This window comes from Streptomyces sp. D2-8, assembly GCF_023184515.1.
In the GTDB taxonomy this organism is placed as follows: domain Bacteria; phylum Actinomycetota; class Actinomycetes; order Streptomycetales; family Streptomycetaceae; genus Streptomyces.
In genome coordinates this window covers 17,125-33,994 of the sequence record NZ_JAAHBP010000038.1, presented here as the reverse complement: position 1 = coordinate 33,994, position 16,870 = coordinate 17,125, and the positions used below count along the sequence as shown (strand labels likewise).

Annotated in this window: 17 protein-coding genes; 1 reads left to right on the top strand and 16 read right to left on the bottom strand. The window is 70.4% G+C overall.

What is annotated here, in order from left to right:
- The 12 genes from G3I77_RS39400 to G3I77_RS39345 all read right to left on the bottom strand — a co-directional run.
- Window positions 1–929: IS701 family transposase (locus G3I77_RS39400; RefSeq protein WP_248512020.1), on the bottom strand; the 929-nt coding region annotated here is incomplete at its 3' end.
- 71 nt (window positions 930–1,000) lie between these two features.
- A protein-coding gene (locus tag G3I77_RS39395) for an IS5 family transposase (RefSeq protein ID WP_374388579.1) occupies window positions 1,001–1,932 on the bottom strand; the annotation gives its coding sequence in 2 pieces (ribosomal slippage) (window positions 1,001–1,594 and window positions 1,597–1,932; 930 coding nt in all).
- 53 nt (window positions 1,933–1,985) lie between these two features.
- The gene (locus tag G3I77_RS39390) at window positions 1,986–2,570 is read right to left on the bottom strand and encodes a DUF1048 domain-containing protein (RefSeq protein WP_248512018.1); all 585 of its coding nucleotides are present in this window, start codon (window positions 2,568–2,570) and stop codon (window positions 1,986–1,988) included.
- Window positions 2,567–2,944 carry a PadR family transcriptional regulator gene (locus G3I77_RS39385; protein ID WP_248512016.1) on the bottom strand — a complete coding sequence of 126 codons (378 nt, stop codon included), beginning with the start codon at window positions 2,942–2,944 and terminating at the stop codon, window positions 2,567–2,569. The genes G3I77_RS39390 and G3I77_RS39385 overlap by 4 nt, the downstream gene beginning before the upstream one ends.
- A gap of 117 nt (window positions 2,945–3,061) precedes the next feature.
- Window positions 3,062–3,724 carry an NAD(P)-binding domain-containing protein gene (locus G3I77_RS39380; RefSeq protein WP_248512014.1) on the bottom strand — a complete coding sequence of 221 codons (663 nt, stop codon included), beginning with the start codon at window positions 3,722–3,724 and terminating at the stop codon, window positions 3,062–3,064.
- Window positions 3,725–3,899: 175 nt separating this feature from the next.
- A complete protein-coding gene (locus tag G3I77_RS39375) occupies window positions 3,900–4,112 on the bottom strand; it encodes an EF-hand domain-containing protein (RefSeq protein ID WP_248512012.1) in 213 nt (70 codons plus the stop codon).
- Between the two features lie 271 nt (window positions 4,113–4,383).
- Entirely contained in the window at window positions 4,384–4,986 is a 603-nt protein-coding gene (locus G3I77_RS39370; protein WP_248512011.1) for an ADP-ribosyltransferase, read from the bottom strand.
- 92 nt (window positions 4,987–5,078) lie between these two features.
- On the bottom strand, window positions 5,079–6,257 hold the full coding sequence (locus tag G3I77_RS39365; RefSeq protein ID WP_248512009.1) for a YncE family protein: 1,179 nt from the start codon (window positions 6,255–6,257) through the stop codon (window positions 5,079–5,081).
- Window positions 6,258–6,333: 76 nt separating this feature from the next.
- A complete protein-coding gene (locus tag G3I77_RS39360) occupies window positions 6,334–6,942 on the bottom strand; it encodes an ATP-binding protein (RefSeq protein ID WP_374388574.1) in 609 nt (202 codons plus the stop codon).
- A 169-nt stretch (window positions 6,943–7,111) separates the two neighbouring features.
- Complete coding sequence (locus G3I77_RS39355) at window positions 7,112–7,879, bottom strand: enoyl-CoA hydratase/isomerase family protein (protein WP_248512007.1); 768 nt, start codon at window positions 7,877–7,879, stop codon at window positions 7,112–7,114.
- A gap of 81 nt (window positions 7,880–7,960) precedes the next feature.
- The gene (locus G3I77_RS39350; protein WP_248512006.1) at window positions 7,961–9,193 is read right to left on the bottom strand and encodes an Ig-like domain-containing protein; all 1,233 of its coding nucleotides are present in this window, start codon (window positions 9,191–9,193) and stop codon (window positions 7,961–7,963) included.
- A gap of 155 nt (window positions 9,194–9,348) precedes the next feature.
- Window positions 9,349–10,593, bottom strand: a complete 1,245-nt coding sequence (locus tag G3I77_RS39345; RefSeq protein WP_248512005.1) for an Ig-like domain-containing protein — start codon at window positions 10,591–10,593, stop codon at window positions 9,349–9,351.
- 187 nt (window positions 10,594–10,780) lie between these two features.
- On the opposite strand from G3I77_RS39345, the gene glgX reads away from it, so the two are divergent.
- Entirely contained in the window at window positions 10,781–13,033 is a 2,253-nt protein-coding gene (gene glgX, locus G3I77_RS39340) for a glycogen debranching protein GlgX (protein ID WP_248512004.1), read from the top strand.
- Window positions 13,034–13,039: 6 nt separating this feature from the next.
- On the opposite strand, the gene G3I77_RS39335 is transcribed toward glgX, so the two are convergent.
- Genes G3I77_RS39335 through G3I77_RS39320 form a run of 4 tightly spaced genes read right to left on the bottom strand, consistent with a single transcriptional unit; the run spans window position 13,040 to window position 16,646 of the window.
- The gene (locus G3I77_RS39335; protein WP_248511997.1) at window positions 13,040–13,699 is read right to left on the bottom strand and encodes a response regulator transcription factor; all 660 of its coding nucleotides are present in this window, start codon (window positions 13,697–13,699) and stop codon (window positions 13,040–13,042) included.
- On the bottom strand, window positions 13,692–14,945 hold the full coding sequence (locus G3I77_RS39330) for a sensor histidine kinase (protein ID WP_248512022.1): 1,254 nt from the start codon (window positions 14,943–14,945) through the stop codon (window positions 13,692–13,694). Before G3I77_RS39330 ends, G3I77_RS39335 begins: the two co-directional genes overlap by 8 nt.
- Window positions 14,946–14,988: 43 nt before the next feature.
- Window positions 14,989–15,738, bottom strand: coding sequence for an ABC transporter permease (locus tag G3I77_RS39325; RefSeq protein WP_248511995.1), 750 nt, complete (start codon window positions 15,736–15,738; stop codon window positions 14,989–14,991).
- A complete protein-coding gene (locus G3I77_RS39320) occupies window positions 15,735–16,646 on the bottom strand; it encodes an ABC transporter ATP-binding protein (RefSeq protein ID WP_374388567.1) in 912 nt (303 codons plus the stop codon). Before G3I77_RS39320 ends, G3I77_RS39325 begins: the two co-directional genes overlap by 4 nt.
- Window positions 16,647–16,870 lie beyond the last annotated feature (224 nt).

Here is a 16,870-nt window from a genome sequence, read left to right as displayed (position 1 = left end):
CGGCCGCCGCCCGCCTCCTGCGCTGCGGCCAGGGACTGCTTGCCCGCGGGCCGCACTGTCAGCACCGCGAACCGTGAGGTCATCGCGCCTTTGCTGCCCTGCCTCCAGGTCACCTCGGTGAACCGCTCCGCACCCGCCTCCGCCGCGAGGACGCAGACGGCTCGCGGTGAGGTGCGGTAGCGGGCAAGGGTGGGCGGTCCGAGCCCGCCATAAGCAGGCTGGTGCGGCTCAACTTCTTCCGGGTGAGCGACTTCCTTCCCGTTCAGGGCCAGGACATAGGACAGCCCTCGCTCCTGGAGACCGAGCCGGAACGGGGTGCTGACGCCGTAGCCGGCGTCAGCGACCACGACCGGCGCCTTCAACTGCCACTGGGCGAGTGTGTCCAGGAGACCGAGCGCGAGACGCCACTTCTCCCGGTGCACCACGTCGTCCAGGACTCCTGCCCTGCGGCATCGGTCCGGCTCGTCCGTCCACTCACGCGGCAGATACAACTGCCACTCCAACGGGCACGAGGCCCTGTCGGTGGCGGCATGGACACTGACCGCGACCTGGCAGTTCGCCCGCTTGCCCAACGCGCCGCAGTACTGCCGGGCCACCCCCACCGACGCGGTGCCGCACTTGGGAAACGACACATCGTCGATCACCCACACCTCGGGCTGGACCACCTCGCACAACCGCCGGGCGATCCGCTGACGCACGGGTGTCCACTCCCACGGCGACTGGTTAACGAACTGCTGCAGGGCCTGCATGTTGCCGTCCGGCAGCCGCTCGGCCATCGGCTGGATCGACTTCCGGCGGCCGTCCAGCATCAGGCCCCGCAGATAACACTCGCCCCACCGCCGCTGATCCCGCCGCGGCAACGACCCGAACACGTTCGCAACGAACTCCGATAACTCACCCCGGAGCCGTTCCACATCCCCCAACTTCATGCTTCGAACATGCCCATCACCAGGCGAGATCACCCAAGGTAACGAAGCACTACTAGGACTTGTCCGGCCGATCATGTGCGGAGCCAGATGACGAGGGCCGCCGCAGTGGCAGTGCCGAGGAAGACGTAGCCGCGCTTGTCATATCGGGTAGCCACGGCCCGTGACTGCTTGAGCCTGTTGATCGCCCGCTCGACGGTGTTGCGCTTCTTGTACCGCTCTTCGTCGAAGCCGGGTGGCCGTCCGCCGCGTGAGCCTTTGCGCAGGCGGGCGGCCTGGCTGTCGGTCTTCTCCGGGATGGTGTGCTGGATGCCCCGGCGCCGCAGGTACTCACGGCAGGGACCGTTGCTGTAGGCCTTGTCCGCCGCCAGGCTGTCAGGTTTCTTGCGTGGCCTGCCCCGTCCGGGCCTGGGAACGCGGATCTTCTCCAGCACCGCCGTGAACTGGGTGCAGTCGGCCCGCTGCCCACCGGTAACGACCAGCGATAGCGGACGGCAACGGCCGTCGGCACTCAGGTGGAATTTGCTGGTGAACCCGCCCCGCGAGCGGCCCAGGCCCTCACTTCCTGCGCCACCTCCACCAGGCGGGCGAGCAGGCTCTGCCACGGCGTCTCGGCCTGATGTTCGTCTTCTGCCGCCCCCTTTGATGCCGGAGCCGGCGGCGGATCGGTGCGGGCACCGGCCGCGTGCTGATGCGCACGCACGATGGTGGAGTCCACCGCGATGTCCCAGTCGATCTCACCTGCTGCGTCGGCCGCGGCCTGGACCTGCTGCAGCAGGCGTTCCCAGGTTCCGTCGGCCGACCACAGCCGGTGGCGTTCATAAACCGTTTTCCATGGCCCGAACCGCTCGGGCAGGTCGCGCCATTGCACCCCGGTCCGCACCCGGTGCAGAATCCCGTCGATTACCTGCCGATGATCGCGCCACCGGCCACAACGTCCGTTGCTGACCGGCAGGAACGGCCGCAGCTGTTCCCACTCCGCATCCGTCAAGTCACCCCGCCCCATGTCTGGGACAACGAGACAACAGTTGGATAGTCACATGATCGGGCGGGCCGGTCCTAGTCGACGTCGGGCGCGGTGTTCTTCCTGTTCCGCGCATCGGCGAGGGCGTACGGAAGCCCGGGAAGGAGCAGCGCCAGGGCCGCCCACAGTGGCAATGCGAACAGTTCCCCGTCGCCGCCCAGCCATCGGGAGAGCAGCACTGCGGGCAAGCCGACGGCAAGGGCGACCGCCAGGGTCCTACCGAGCCCCAGGCTGCCGCGCCGCAGCTCCCAGGCGACCGTGACCGCTGCGACGACGGTCCAGAAGGCAACATCGTTGACGCTCACGACCCGTTCGGTGGTCCACCGGAGCAGACACGTGGCCAGTATCAGCCAGCCGATCACGAAACAGACCATCGCCGCCGTGCGCAGCAGCCGGCGGGCAAACGGAGCGCGGGCCCGGGCCCAGGAGGCGGCGAACTCCTTCACGTCGCTGCCCACGACGTCTTGGGGCGTGCGGCCTGCGGCCACCGCGTCGTCCAGATGAGCGGAGAGCTCATCGAGCATCTCCCGGACGGATCCGTCGTCGATGCCCCGGTACTCCCAATTGCTGCGGCAGACCGCGAGTATCTGCTGATTAGTCATGGTTCGCTGGTCCGTCATGGTGTGCTTCCCCCCGTGGGTTCGGTAGCGGTCAGGATCCGCCCCACACGCCCGCTGAAGGCGTGCCATACGGCCCGGCCGCTCGCCAGTTCGGCACTTCCCGCTTCGGTCAGGCGGTAGTACTTGCGTGGGGCGCCACCGCTGGCCGACGGGGCGCGGTACGAGGAGATGAGCCCCTCCCGCTCCAGCCGGGTGAGCAACGGATAGATACTGCCTTCGCTCACGAGATCGAGCCCGTTGTCGGCGAGTGCCGCCACGAACTCGAAGCCGTAACGCGGCCGTTCGGCGATCAGCGACAGCAGGCACAGATCGAGCACTCCGCGCAGCAGCTGACTACGACGCTGGTCACCGGCAGCGGGCAGCCCCTTTGTCATGCGGTACAAGATAGTCAGTCATTGTCATGCGCCGCAAGATACTTGCGGCGCATGACAAGGATCCGACAGCGGGTACTCGTGACAGGTCTGACTCCAGCATGATCGGCCGGACAAGTCCTAGCCGCTGAACCCCGGTGTGCGTTCCGGGGACGCCTCCGCCAGGGCCTTCGTGACCGCTTCGACGCCGGCGCGCAGGCCGTAGACCGGGGTGCCGGGCTGCTGGCGCCAGGAGTCGTCGATGCCGCCCGCGTCCACCGTGTCGAAGCCGAGGGCGTCGATGAGGTCCCGTACCTTGCGCTTGGCCGGCTCGTCGTCGCCGGCCACCGGGAGGGCCATGCGGTCGGGGTCGTCGGCCGGGAGCGGGCGTTCCAGGATGTCCTGGGCGTAGGTGCCGTTGAAGGCCTTGACGACCGGGTGGCCGATCCGGCGTTCCGTCCAGTGGCTCTCGGTGAGGCCGTCGTCCTCGATCGCGGCGATCCTGCCGTCCCGCTGCCGGGGATAGTAGTTGCCGGTGTCGATGACCGCGACGCCGTCCGCCGCGCTGTCGAGCAGACCGGAAGGGAGGTCCGGGACCGCCTTCAGCGGGATGGTGACGACGACGATCTCGGCGTCCCGCGCCGCCTCCCCGACCGTCACGGGCGTCGCGCCCGTTTCCTCCGCCAGGGCCGTGAGCGTCTCGGGGCCTCGGGAGTTGGCGACGGCCACGTCATGGCCGAGGGCGGTGAGCCGCCGGGTCAGGTTGCCGCCGATGTTGCCCGCTCCGATGATGCCGATCTTCATGTCGTCGCCTCGTCCTTTCGGAGATGCACAGCGCCTCGTGAGCCTTCGCGAGCAGCGTCAACCTTCGGGGCGAGTGCGCTATTCCGAGTCCGGGGCGCACTCCGGGCATGGCGAGGGGCCCGGTCCGAGGATCGTGGACCGGGCCCCTTCGCTCGGCAACCGGCGAACTGGACGCCTACTTGTTCAGGTAGGCCCAGAACTCATCGAAGCTCAGCTGCTTGTCGCCGTCGAGGTCGCGGGTCTTGATGACGACCTCGGCGACCGACTCGGTGACGTTCCAGTCGCCCGACCGGGCCAGGGCGGTCTTGAACTCGGCAGCGGTGATGTATCCGTCACCGTCCGTATCGATCCGCTCGAACTGCTTGCGTGCTTCCTCGATGTCCGCCACCGATCCGCCCCTCATCTCGTGCTCTACGTCTTGCTGACGCAGGTCTGACGCAGGTCAGATTAACCGGCCGTGCGAGCCGCCGGCGCGGCGACCACCCAGGCGACTCCTCGCGGAGCACGGTGGGTCCTGCGGCCGGGACGAGCATCCGTGCTGCTGACCGGTGGTGAGCTTCCCGGGGAACCTCCGCTCGCGTTGGCACGGATCGACGATGCCCGCGGTCCGCGGGCGTTCCAGGCGGCGGGCTACCGGCCCGTCGGCTCGGAGGTGCTGCTCAGTGCCACGGCTCGTAGTGCGGGTTGCTCTCGCACTCGCTCATGATCTCCGTCCTGGTCTGCTTGTCGACCGGGCAGACGCCGATGACGTACTGCCGGGCGATGCCGCCGGGGAAGGCGACCTCCTGCTGGTCGGCCCACTTGTGGGTGTCGCCGATGGTCTGGTTGACGTCGATGCCTCCCGGGGCGTCGACGTAGTAGTTGAACGCGGACTTCCACTTCTTGAACAGGTCGTGGTCGTACGTCGTCGACACGTACGGGGACGGCTGGTTGACCAGGACGTACTTCTCCAGGTCGTACTGGCCGTTCACGACGTCCCTGGGGAGGAAGCCCTCCTCGAAGACGACGGACGGGCCGCGGCCGTCGGCGCGGTAGAGGGTGCCGCAGGTGGTGCGCCAGGACGGGTCGGGGGTGATGCGGCCGACGTCGACCCGGCGGTCGGCCGCGGCCTTGACCTTGTCGTCGAACTGGACGGGGCAGGCGGCGGGTGCGGGGGCGGCGGCAGCCGGGGCCTGGGTGGGCGCGGCACCGGTGGTGGTGAGGACGGCGGCGAGACAGAGTGCGGCGGCAGCGGCCCGCCGCCGCAGGCTGAGAGTGGTCATGCACGGCACGATCGCGGCTGCGCCGCGGCGGAACCGGGATCGTCACTCGATCAGAGCGTGTCAACTGCCCTGGTATGGACGGCGGATGGGTGTCACCGGAAGACGCCCGTGTGGCCGAGCGAGTAGCGTCCGGGCTGCGGGTAGACCGCGAGGCCGTGCGGGCCGCTGCCGACCGGGATGCGGGCGAGCTGGGTGCCGGTGCGGGTGTCGATGGCGTACACCTCGGCGTCGTAGCGGCCGGACAGCCACAGGACCTTGCCGTCGGCGGAGACGCCGCCCATGTCGGGGCTGCCGCCGTCGGGCAGGTCCCACTTCTTGGTCAGCCTGCCCTGCGTGAAGTCGAAGACGGAGATGGTGCCCTCGCCGCGGTTGGACACGTACATCTCGCGGGAGTCCCGGCTGACGTAGAGGCCGTGGCAGCCCTTGCCGGTGGGCGTCAGGGTGGGCTCGGTGAACCTGTCGCCGTCCAGCACCCACATGCCGTGGGCCATCATGTCGGCGATGTAGAACTTCTTGCCGTCGGGCGAGATCTTCACGTCCTGCGGCATGGCTCCCTCGAACGGCAGCCGCTGCTGCCCGACGACCTTCATCTTCTCGGTGTCTACCTTGAGCAGTTCGCCGCTGAACTCGCAGGAGACGATGAAGTAGCGCCCGTCGAGGGAGAAGTCGGCGTGGTTGACGCCGTAGCAGGACACCGGGACGGTCTTCCTGACCTCCATGGTGTGCGGGTCGCGGAAGACCAGCTCGCGGTCGAGGGAGGCCATGACCACGGCGTACCTGCCGTTGGGCGTGAAGTAGAGGTTGTACGGGTCGTGGACCTCGACCTCCTTGCCCGCCTTGCCGGTCTTCGGGTCGATCGGGGTGAGGGTGTGGCCGCGGTTGTTGTTGACCCAGAGCGTCTTCAGGTCCCAGGAGGGCACGACGTGCTGGGGCTGCCGGCCCACGGGGATCGTCTCGGTGATCTCGTACGTCTTCGGGTCGATGACGGTGACCGTGTCGGACTCGGTGTTGGGGACGTAGACCCGGGACGGGAAGTCCTTGACCACCGGGGACAGCATGTTCGGGCGGTCGGCCGCGTACACGTCCTCGGGGTCAAGGACGGGCGGCATGCCGGGCAGGCCCTTCACGGGCTTCTTCTCGGGCGGGGCGGGCACGGCGGCCTTGGTGCCGCGTGCCTCGGAGGTCCGTTCCCCGCTTCCGGTGCCGCAGGCGGCGAGGACGGCGAGGGCGGCACCCGCGACCAGGGCGCTCTTGACGAGATGGCGGTGCATTGCACCATTTAATGGGCGTCTCGAAGGGAATCCCGTGATTCGTCCGTCCGGCGACCGGGTGAGGCATCGCGCGCGCTCAGCGGTCGGCGACCCGCATCTCGAACCAGGTCGTCTTGCCCCGGGGCAGCAGATCGACCCCCCAGCGGTCGGCCAGCTTGTCGACGAGGAACAGGCCACGGCCGCTGATGTCCATCTCCTGGACGGGCATCAGGCACGGCAGCCCGCGGGAGGGGTCGCGGACCTCGACGCGGATCCAGCCGCGGCGCCGGTGCAGACGCAGCCCGAAGACACGGGCGCCGGTATGGCGTACGGCGTTGCCGACCAGTTCGGAGACGAGCAGGACCGCGTCCTCCGTGGTCTTGGGGGTGAGGCCCCAGTGGCGCAGGACCACGACCTGGGTGAGCCGTCTCGCGGTGGCCGCGGACTCGGGGCGGGACGGCAGTGGAACCTCTGCCTCCGTCGGGTTGCCGTACAACTCGAGCGCCTTCAGCGCGTGTTCGTCCTCGACGGTCGGCGACCAGCGCGCCGCGGCCGCATGTGCGTGTCCCCGCGGCTGTTCCATACCCTCCAGCCCCGCCATGCCCCCATCATGGCCGCCCGGAGCACCCGACGGGGCCGTTCCCGGGGAATACGCCCCGGGGAGCGGGCGGTGAACCGGCGGGCATCCGTCATATGCCACAGACACTTCGGAGCCGCCCACGCCCCATCTGACCTGCTGGAACATCTCATTCCGGGGCAATCGACGGACTGCCCCGCTTCGGTACGCTTAAGGTTGCCTTAAGGTTGCCATAAACCGCCCCATCGAGGGACCCCGGGTCAGACACCGTGTCAATTGCAAGCCCCTGGAGGGATGTTCAGAGGAACTTCGCCTTGCCCGGCCCCTCCTCCACGAAGCTGCGCATGCCGCGCTCGCGGTCCTCGGTGGCGAACAGGCCCGCGAACCAGTTCCGTTCGATCGCGAGGCCCGTGTCGATGTCCGCCTCCAGGCCCGTGTCGATCGACTCCTTCGCGGCGCGCAGTGCGAGCGCCGGGCCCTGCGCCAGCTTCGCGGCCCAGGCGTGCGCCTGCGCGTACACCTCGTCGGCGGGGACGACCCGGTCCACCAGGCCGATCTCGCGGGCCTCGTCGGCCTTCACCATCCGGCCCGTGAAGATGAGGTCCTTGGCCTTGGAGGGGCCGACCAGGCGGGCCAGGCGCTGGGTGCCGCCGGCGCCGGGGATCAGACCGAGCAGAATCTCCGGCTGGCCGAGCTTGGCGTTCTCCCCGGCGATACGGAAGTCCGCGCACAGGGCGAGTTCGCAGCCGCCGCCCAGCGCGTAGCCCGTCACGGCCGCGACGACGGGCTTGGGGATCCGGGCCACCGCCGTGAACGAGTCCTGCAGGGCGCGGGCGCGCAGGACCATCGCGGTGTGGTCCATCGCCTGCATCTCCTTGATGTCCGCGCCGGCCGCGAACACCTTCTCGCCGCCGTAGATCACCACGGCCCGGACGTCCTCGCGGCGCGTGGCCTCCTCGGCGAGTTCCTTCAGCCGGTCCTGCGTGGCGATGTCCAGCGCGTTCATGGGCGGGCGGTCGAGACGGAGCGTGCCGACGCCTTCAGCGACTTCGAGAGAGACGGTCATAGGCAGCAGGTTAACCATGACTAACGTCTGAGGCCCCGGTGCGGTCCGTCACACCGGGGCCCTCCTGTCCGCAGCGGAGAACTACTTCTTCCACTTCTCCCACGACATGTTCCAGCCGTTGAGCCCGTTGTCCGGGGCGACGGTCCGGTCCTCGGAGTTCTTGACGACCACCACGTCACCGACCATCGAGTGGTTGAAGAACCACGCGGCCGGCACCTTCTTGTCCCAGCCGCCGCGCACGTCGCGCAGGCCGATGCAGCCGTGGCTGGCGTTGTAGTTGCCGAAGGCCCCGCTCGCCCAGTAGTTGCCGTGCAGGAAGGTGCCGGAGGTGGTCAGGCGGACGGCGTGCGGGACGTCCTTGATGTCGTACTCGCCGCCGTAACCGACCGTCTCGCCGTTCATCCGGGTCACCGTGAGCATCTCGCTGATGACCATCTGGCCGTTCCAGGTCTCCATGCCGGGCTTGCCGGTGGTGACCGGGATGGTCTTGATGACCTTGCCGTCGCGCATGACCTTCATCGTCAGCTTCTTGGCGTCGACGACGGAGACCTGGTTGCGGCCGACGGTGAACTTCACCGTCTTGTCCTGCTCGCCGTAGACGCCGGAGCGGCCCTCGACGCCGTCGAGGTTCAGGTCGACGGTCACCTTGGTGCCGGGCTTCCAGTACTTCTCGGGGCGGAAGTCGAGACGGTCGTTGCCGAACCAGTGGCCCTCGACGTCGACGGCCGGCTCCGTCTTGATGCGGATGGCCTTCTCGACGTCCTCCGGATTGGTGATGCCCCGCGAGAAGCGGAGGGAGAACGGCATCCCGACGCCGACCTTGGAGCCGTCCTCGGGGGTGAAGGTGCCGATGAAGGTGTTCTGAGGGGTCAGCGTGGTGAAGCCGGCGTCCTCCGCGGCCGTGCGGCCCTCGGAGTCCTTGGCGACCGCGTGGACCGTGTACTTGGTGGCGCCGGCCAGGTGGGTGGACGGCGTCCAGCTGGCGCCGTCCCCGGATATCTCGCCGTCGACCTTCTTGCCCTCGGCGTCCCTGACCTCGACCTCGGTCAGCCTCCCCTTCGAGGCGGTGACCTTCAGCGCACCGCTCGTGTCGACGGACTTGGCTCCGTCCTTGGGGGTGATGCCGACGATCGCCTCGGACTGCCCGCTCTGCGCGGTATCCGATTTCTTGCCCTTGTTGTCGCCCTCGCCGGAACCGGAGCCGGTGCCCCCGCCGCCACACGCCGTGACGGCGAGGAGCAGCGCGCCGAGGATCAGCGCGAGCACTCCGTTCCCGCGCCCAACCGACGCCCCCGATATCGGTCGCCCGTTCAAGTGGTTCTCCCCTCCCAGGGCCTGGTCAGGCCCGCACCCCGCGCGTCCCCCGCGCGTCGGCGCATATTAACCACAAGGCACCGGGCACCGGCGGCCCGCGATTGTCACCGTTCGGTCCCAACGGAACGCCAGGTCAATCCGCCCCCCCGGTCCGGCTACTTCACCGCACTGCCCGCCTTCCATGCATTCCAGCCCATATTCCATCCTCCGAGCCCGTTGTCGGGAGAGACCTTTTTGTCAGTGCTGTTGACGACCTCGACGACGTCCCCGATGAGGCTGCGGTCGAAGAACCAGCCGGCCGGGGTGTCCGAGCCGCCGCCCTTCACATCGCGCAGTCCGATGCAGCCGTGGCTGACGTTGGTACGGCCGAACACGGTGCGGTGCGCCCAGTAGTTGCCGTGCAGGAAGGTGCCGGACTCGGTCAGGCGCATGGCGTGCGGAACGTCCGGGATGTCGTACTCGCCCTTGCCGTCGCGCTTCTTGAAGCCGACCGTGGCGCCGTTCATCCGGGTGACGTCGAGCATCTCGGTCACCACCATCTTGCCGTTGTACGTGGCGTTCCCGGGCGCACCGGCCGTGACGGGCACGGTGGCGAGGGGTTCGCCGTCGCGCCGGACCTCCATGGAGTGCGCGGCGGCGTCGACCACGGAGACCTGGCTGCGGCCGACGGTGAAGGAGAACGTCTTGTGCTGCAGGCCGTAGACCCCGGGTGCGCCCTCGACGTCGCGCAGGCGCAGGGCGACGGTGACCTGGGTGCCGGGTTTCCAGTAGTCCTCGGGGCGGAAGTCGAGGCGGGTCCCGCCGAACCAGTGCGGGCGGATCTCGACGGCCGGGCGGGCGGTGACCCGGACCGCGCGTTCGACGGCGGCGCGGTCGGTGATCTCCCGGTTGAACTCCAGGGAGACGATCATGCCGGTGCCGACCGTGGCGCGGTTCTCCGGGGCGACGTAGCCGATGAAGCGTTCCTCCGGGACGTAGGTGGTGAAGGTGGTGTGCCGGGCCGAGCGGCGTCCGTCGCCGTCCACGGCCACCGCGTCGATCGTGTACTTGGCGGCCAGCGCGAGCCGCTGCTCGTCGGGTTCCCAGGTCAGGCCGTCGGCGGAGAGGTGGCCGGGCACCGGGGACTCCTGCGCGTCCTGCGACCTGACGACCTTCACCTTCTCCAGCCGGCCGTCGGGCACGCGCACCCGCAGCCTCTTCCCGGGGCGCACTCCCCTGCTGCCGTCGTCGGGCGAGACCTTGATGACGTCCTCGGGCGCCGGGGGCGCGCCGAACGCCCCGGCGATCCCGCCCGTGTCGTCCGAGGTACAGCCCGTGGCCCCGGCGAGGAGCCCTGCCCATGTCACTACGGCGGCCAGCGCGGCCCTCGCGCGCCGCGCGCGCCCTTGTACGTGCCTCACGCGGTGCCCAACGACCGGCCGTGTCCCCGGGAAACGACCATGCCCGCCCCCGGGGAAACGTGAGTGCGACCCATGCTCTGGGCAGAACAGTGGGGAGGACGACGCGCAGGGGAGCCGCGACCCGGGCCGCAGCACAGGCCGCACCCCTCTGTCCCCCGTCGTCCCACGAGCCGCGGGAGGCTGACAGGTGTCCAGCGCAGCCGAGCAGGAGGCGGTGGCCGGTCATCAGGCCACTGGGAACGGGCGCCAGGCCGCCGCCGTGAACGGCATGCCGCGGGCCGCGCAGCCGCCCCCGCTGCCCGCCCGGCCGGGCGCGCCGACGCCGCTGGGCGCCCGGTTCCGGGTCGGCCCGGACGGGGTGGCGGGCACCAACTTCGCGTTGTGGGCGGGCGGGGCCGAGGGCGTCGAGCTGTGCCTCTTCGACGAGGCGGGCAAGGAGTCCCGGGTCCGGCTCGCCGAGCTGACCCACGAGATCTGGCACGGCTTCGTCCCGGGCGTGCTGCCCGGGCAGCGTTACGGCTACCGGGTGCACGGCCGCTGGGACCCCTGGACCGGCGCCCGCTGGAACCCGGCGAAGCTGCTCCTCGACCCGTACGCCCGTGCCGTGGACGGGGACTTCACTCTGCCGCCGGAGGTGTACGGGCACGTCCGCGACTGGCCGCAGCAGCACGTCGCCGACACCGTGCGCGACGACCGCGACTCGGCGCCGTACGTCCCGAAGGGCGTCGTCGTCCACGATGACGACGACTGGGCCGACGACCGGCGCCCCAAGACCCCCTGGGCCGACTCGGTGATCTACGAGATGCACGTCAAGGGCTTCACCCGGCTGCACCCGGGCATCCCCGAGGAGCTGCGCGGCACCTACGCCGGCCTCGCGCACCCGGCGGCGATCGAGCACCTGGTGAAGCTGGGGGTGACGGCGGTGGAGCTGCTGCCGGTGCACCAGTTCGCCCACGAGGACCATCTGCTGCGCAGAAGCCTCAGGAACTACTGGGGCTACAACTCCATCGGCTACTTCGCCCCGCACGCCGCCTACGCGGCCTCCGGTACGACCGGCCAGCAGGTGGGGGAGTTCAAGCGGATGGTGCGCGCCCTGCACGCGGCCGGGATCGAGGTCATCCTCGACGTGGTCTACAACCACACCGCCGAGGCGGGCGAACTCGGCCCGACGCTGTCCCTGAAGGGCATCGACAACCGCGGCTACTACCGCCTCCAGGACGACGCCCGCCGCTACGCCGACTACACCGGCTGCGGCAACACCCTGCACGTGGTCCAGCCGCATGTGCTGCGCCTGATCACGGACTCGCTGCGGTACTGGGTGACCGAGATGGGCGTCGACGGCTTCCGCTTCGACCTGGCGGCGGCGCTGGCCCGCTCCATGCACGACGTCGACATGCTCTCCCCGTTCCTGGCGGTCATCGCCCAGGACCCGGTGCTGCGCCGGGTGAAGCTGATCGCCGAGCCGTGGGACGTGGGGTCGGGCGGCTACCAGGTGGGGGCGTTCCCGCCGCTGTGGACGGAGTGGAACGACCGGTACCGCAACGCCGTACGGGACTTCTGGCGGCATGCGCTGCCGGACGTACGGGAGATGGGCTACCGCCTGTCGGGCTCCAGCGACCTGTACGCCTGGGGCGGGCGCAGGCCGTACGCGTCCGTCAACTTCATCACCGCGCACGACGGGTTCACCCTGCGCGACCTGGTGAGCTACGAGCGCAAGCACAACGAGGCCAACGGCGAGGGCAACCGGGACGGCACGGACGACAACCGGGCCTGGAACTGCGGCGCCGAGGGCGAGACGGACGACGAGGGCGTACGGGCGCTCAGGCGGCGGCAGCTCAGGAACCTCCTGACCACCCTGCTGCTGTCGACGGGCGTGCCCATGCTCGTCGCGGGCGACGAACTGGGCCGCACCCAGCGCGGCAGCAACAACGCCTACTGCCAGGACAACGAGATCAGCTGGCTGGACTGGGGGCTGCTTCAGGACCCGGGCTGGCAGGCCCTGTTCGCGCTGACCTCCCGGCTGATAGAGCTGCGCCACCGCCACCCGGTGCTCAGGCGCCGGGCCTTCTTCTCGGGCCGGGCCCAGACCGCGGACGGGCTGCGCGACCTGGCCTGGTTCACGTCCCGGGGCACGGAGATGACGGAGCAGGACTGGTACGCGCCCGCGGCCACCCTGGGCATGTATCTGTCCGGCCGGGACATTCCGGGCCGGGACGAGCGCGGGGAGCAGATCCTCGACGACAGCTTCCTGGCCGTGCTGCACGCGGGCGAGGAGCCGGTGAACGTCACGCTGCCGGGGCCGCCCTGGGCCGAGCGGTACGAGGTCGTCGTCGACACGAGCCTGGAGGAGCAGGGGGAGGCGCCGGGCGTGGAGCACCGGGCGGGGTCGGAGATCACGATGCCGGCGCGGGCGGTGCTGCTGCTGCGGGTGGCGGGGTGAGCCCGGCTAGCCGAGGATGCCCCGCTCGTAGGCCACCGCCACCGCCGCCGCGCGGTCCTTGACGCCGAGCTTGGCGTAGAGGTGGGTGAGGTGGGTCTTCACGGTCGCCTCGCTGATGAACAGTTCGCGGGCGATCTCGCGGTTGGAGGTGCCCTTGGCCACCAAGGCCAGGACCTCGCGTTCGCGGGCGGAGAGCGGCTCGTTGCCGCGGGCCCTGGGCGTGCGGACCGCGGAGACCAGGCGGGAGGCGACCGCCGGGGACAGGACCGTACGGCCTTCCGACGCCGCCCGTACCGCCGTGAACAACTCCTCGCGCGGGGCGTCCTTCAGGAGGTAGCCCGTCGCGCCCGCCTCGATCGCGGGGAGGGTGTCGGAGTCGGTGTCGTAGGTGGTGAGGACGAGGACCTTGGCGCGGGCGCCGGTGCGGGTCAGTTCACGGATGGCGTCCACTCCCCCGCCGCCCGGCATGCGCAGGTCCATCAGGACCACGTCCGGGTCGAGGCCCGCGGCGAGCGAGACCGCCTCGACGCCGTTCGAAGACTCCCCCAGGACGCGGAAGCCCGGCGCGGACTCGAACATGCCGCGCAGGCCGTCCCGGACGACGGGGTGGTCGTCGACGATCAGCAGGGTGATCGGGGCGTCCCCCGTGGCGGCGTCGTCAGTCATGGCGGACCAACGGTACGCGAGCCGACACCGCCGTACCGTGGCCCGGCTCGGACTCGACGGTGAGGGAGCCGGCGATGCGTTCGGCGCGGGCGCACATGCCGGGCAGGCCGAAACCGCCGGTGCTGGTGCGTTCCCGCACGGCGCTCCGGTCGAAACCGCGGCCGTCGTCGCGGATGTCGAGGCTGACCTCGTCACCCATGAAGGACAGGGTGACGCCGACGCGGGTGGCGTGCGCGTGCCGTGCGGTGTTGGACAGGGCCTCCTGGGCGATGCGCAGCAGGGTGGCCGCGACCTCGTCGTGGAGCTGCTCGACCGTGCCCGTGACGGTGAACCGCGCGTGCACTCCCGTGCGTTCGGCCCATTCCGCCGCCGTCTTCTCCAGGGCCTCGGGGAGGCCGTCGTGCGCCAGGGCGACCGGGGCGAGGTTGTGCACGGAGCGGCGGGCCTCGCCGAGGCTGTGCCGGGCCAGGTCGGTCGCGCGGGCCGCGTGCTGACGGGCCAGGGCCGGGTCCGGGGTGTTCGCCACGGCCTGGAGCTGGGCGATGATGCCGGTCAGCCCCTGGGCGATGGTGTCGTGGATCTCGGCGGCCAGCCGCCGGCGCTCGTCGGCGACCCCGGCCTCCCTCGCCTGCACCAGGAGCTGGGCGTGCAGGGCGGCGTTCTCATCGAGGGCCTGCTGCAACGCCGCGTTGGTGCGCTCCAGTTCGGAGATGGTGGCGGTCTGGATGCGGGTGCGCTCCTCCTCGCGCGCGGCCAGCCGACCGAAAACGGTGATCAGCACGACGTGGACGCAGAGCAGTCCGCCGAACAACGTCCAGTGCAGGACCCCTCGCGGGGGCATGCCGGTGGCCTGGGAACCCGCGACGGTCACCGCGGTGGCCAGCAACCCGAGCTTGAGCGTACGGCCCCGCAGCAGCCGTTCGGCACCGACGTACCCGGCGGCGCCGTAGAACGCGAAGAACGGGTTGCACCAGCTGAGCGCGAAGCCCAGCGCCCAGCGCACGAAGTAGTAGCCGGTGCTCGGCACCGACGGGGCCGGCGGCCTGCCGCGAGACCACCACGCCCACCCCAGTTGCAGGACCACCGCGGCAGCGACCAGGGCGACGGCGGCGTACCGCTCAGCCGTCGACATGCCGACCAGGTCGACTGTCGCCGCGGAGAGCACCGTGCCGGCCGCGAGCATCCCGCACGGCCCCCAGCGGTTGTACGCCGCCCACCGCTGCTCGACACCCGCCAGGTCCGTCATGCCCCCAGTGTCGGCCACGGTCCCGCTCCCTTCCGGACTCGCATCATTCCCAGCGGAACCAGCGGGCGGCCGACACAGAGAGCACCACGGTCCAGGCCACAAGCACGGCCAGGTGCCCCCAGCCCGGCCAGCCGCCCGCCGCGGCCTGGTCCAGGGCCCGCGCGGCGGCGCCGAACGGGGTGCACTGGACGATCCGGGCCAGCACGTCCGGCATCGCCTGCACCGGCACCCACACCCCGGCACTGAACAGCATCGGGAAGAACACGGCGGTCCCGATCGCGGTGGCGATCTTCGTCGTACGGGCCCGGGCCGAGACGACCGCGCCCAGAGAGAGCGCCGCGAGCACGGCGAGAAGCAGCGCGAGCAGGTACCCGAAGGGCTGCTCGGGCAGCCGTACGTCGAAGGCGAGCCGTCCGACCGTGAGCGTGAGCAGCGCCGAGGCGAGCGCCGCCAGGCCGTTCACCAGCATCTGGGCTGCCAGCAGGGACGCGGGCCGGACCGGGGTGGCGGACAGCCGGCGCAGGATGCCGTTCTCGCGGTAGCCGGTCAGCGTCGGCGGCATCGCCTGCACGCCGGCCATGATCAGGGCGATCAGGACGCTCACGGGCACGTAGACGTCGACGGTCCGCAGTCCGCCGAGCCCGTCCTGCGCCTCGCGGAACGACGGCACGGAACCCAGGATGCCCAGCAGCAGGCTGGGGAACAGCAGGACCCAGAAGAGGCTGCCCGGCTCACGGCCGAAGAGCCGGAACTCACTGCGCAGCACAGCGGGGTTGATCAGGGCGGTGCTCATGCGGAGGCCTCCGTCAGGTCCAGGAACGCGTCGTCCAGCGTGGCGTCGGTGACGCGGAGCTGGTGGGCGGTGACGTGGTGGCGGGCGAGCAGGGACAGCACGGCGTTGACGGTGTCGTCCGTGCCGGACAGCGTGATCCGGCCGTCCTTGTTCTCCCTCCCGACCAGAGCGGGGAGGTCGTTCAGTTCACGGTCGTCCAGCGGTTCGGACGGGGTGAAGCTGATGACGGTGGCGCCCGCCGAGCGGCGGATCAGCCCGGCCGGGGTGTCCAGGGCGGCCACCCGGCCCCGGTCGATCACCGCGATCCGGTCGCACAGCCGCTGCGCCTCCTCCATGAAGTGCGTGACGAGCAGGACGGTGACGCCCCGGGCGCGGACGTCCTCGATGAGCTGCCAGGTGTCGCGGCGGGCACGCGGGTCGAGGCCGGTGGTGAGCTCGTCGAGGACCACGACCCGGGGGTCGCCGATCAGGGCGAGTGCGATGAACAGGCGCTGCTTCTGGCCACCGGAGAGCTTGGCGAACCGGGTGGACAGCTTCTCCTGGAGTCCGAGGCGTTCGGCCAGGGGGCGCCAGTCGGCAGGGGCCGGGTAGAACGCGGCGTACAGCTCCAGCGCCTCACGGACCGTGAGTTTGGGCTGCAGTTGGCTCTCCTGGAGCTGGGCGCCCAGCACCCCGGCGACCCGCTCGTGGTCGGCGACGGGGTCGAGGCCGGTCACGCGGACGCGGCCGGAGTCGGGCACCCGCAGCCCCTCGACACACTCCACGGTGGTGGTCTTCCCGGCGCCGTTCGGGCCGAGGATCCCGAAGATCTCCCCTTCCTCCACGGCGAAGGAGACACCGTCGACGGCGGGACGGCCCGCGTAGCTCTTGCGCAGCTCGGTGACTTCGATGACAGGTGCGGTCGGCATACGAAGAAGGGTCCCGGCGAGGCGGGGTCCGCCACATCGGCCGTCGCGCTCGAACGGACATCAACCGATCGGCTGATGCGGCGGTACGACCCGGCCGGTGGCGCCGTACGACCCGGCTGGTGGCGCCGTACGACCCGTCGAACGCCCAGGTCGTAGGACCAACGACCGATTCCGGTCCGGCGGAAACTCGGTGGGCAGTGTCAGTGGCGATCCGTAGGCTCGCT

What these genes read in the sequence shown, in the direction of transcription:
- G3I77_RS39390 (WP_248512018.1), bottom strand. Translation starts at nt 2,570, where the DNA reads ATGACGGACCAGCGAACCATGACTAATCAGCAGATACTCGCGGTCTGC.
- G3I77_RS39385 (WP_248512016.1), bottom strand. Translation starts at nt 2,944, where the DNA reads ATGACAAAGGGGCTGCCCGCTGCCGGTGACCAGCGTCGTAGTCAGCTG.
- G3I77_RS39380 (WP_248512014.1), bottom strand. Translation starts at nt 3,724, where the DNA reads ATGAAGATCGGCATCATCGGAGCGGGCAACATCGGCGGCAACCTGACC.
- G3I77_RS39370 (WP_248512011.1), bottom strand. Translation starts at nt 4,986, where the DNA reads ATGACCACTCTCAGCCTGCGGCGGCGGGCCGCTGCCGCCGCACTCTGT.
- G3I77_RS39365 (WP_248512009.1), bottom strand. Translation starts at nt 6,257, where the DNA reads ATGCACCGCCATCTCGTCAAGAGCGCCCTGGTCGCGGGTGCCGCCCTC.
- G3I77_RS39355 (WP_248512007.1), bottom strand. Translation starts at nt 7,879, where the DNA reads ATGACCGTCTCTCTCGAAGTCGCTGAAGGCGTCGGCACGCTCCGTCTC.
- G3I77_RS39335 (WP_248511997.1), bottom strand. Translation starts at nt 13,699, where the DNA reads ATGACTGACGACGCCGCCACGGGGGACGCCCCGATCACCCTGCTGATC.
- G3I77_RS39330 (WP_248512022.1), bottom strand. Translation starts at nt 14,945, where the DNA reads ATGACGGACCTGGCGGGTGTCGAGCAGCGGTGGGCGGCGTACAACCGC.
- G3I77_RS39325 (WP_248511995.1), bottom strand. Translation starts at nt 15,738, where the DNA reads ATGAGCACCGCCCTGATCAACCCCGCTGTGCTGCGCAGTGAGTTCCGG.
- G3I77_RS39320 (WP_374388567.1), bottom strand. Translation starts at nt 16,646, where the DNA reads ATGCCGACCGCACCTGTCATCGAAGTCACCGAGCTGCGCAAGAGCTAC.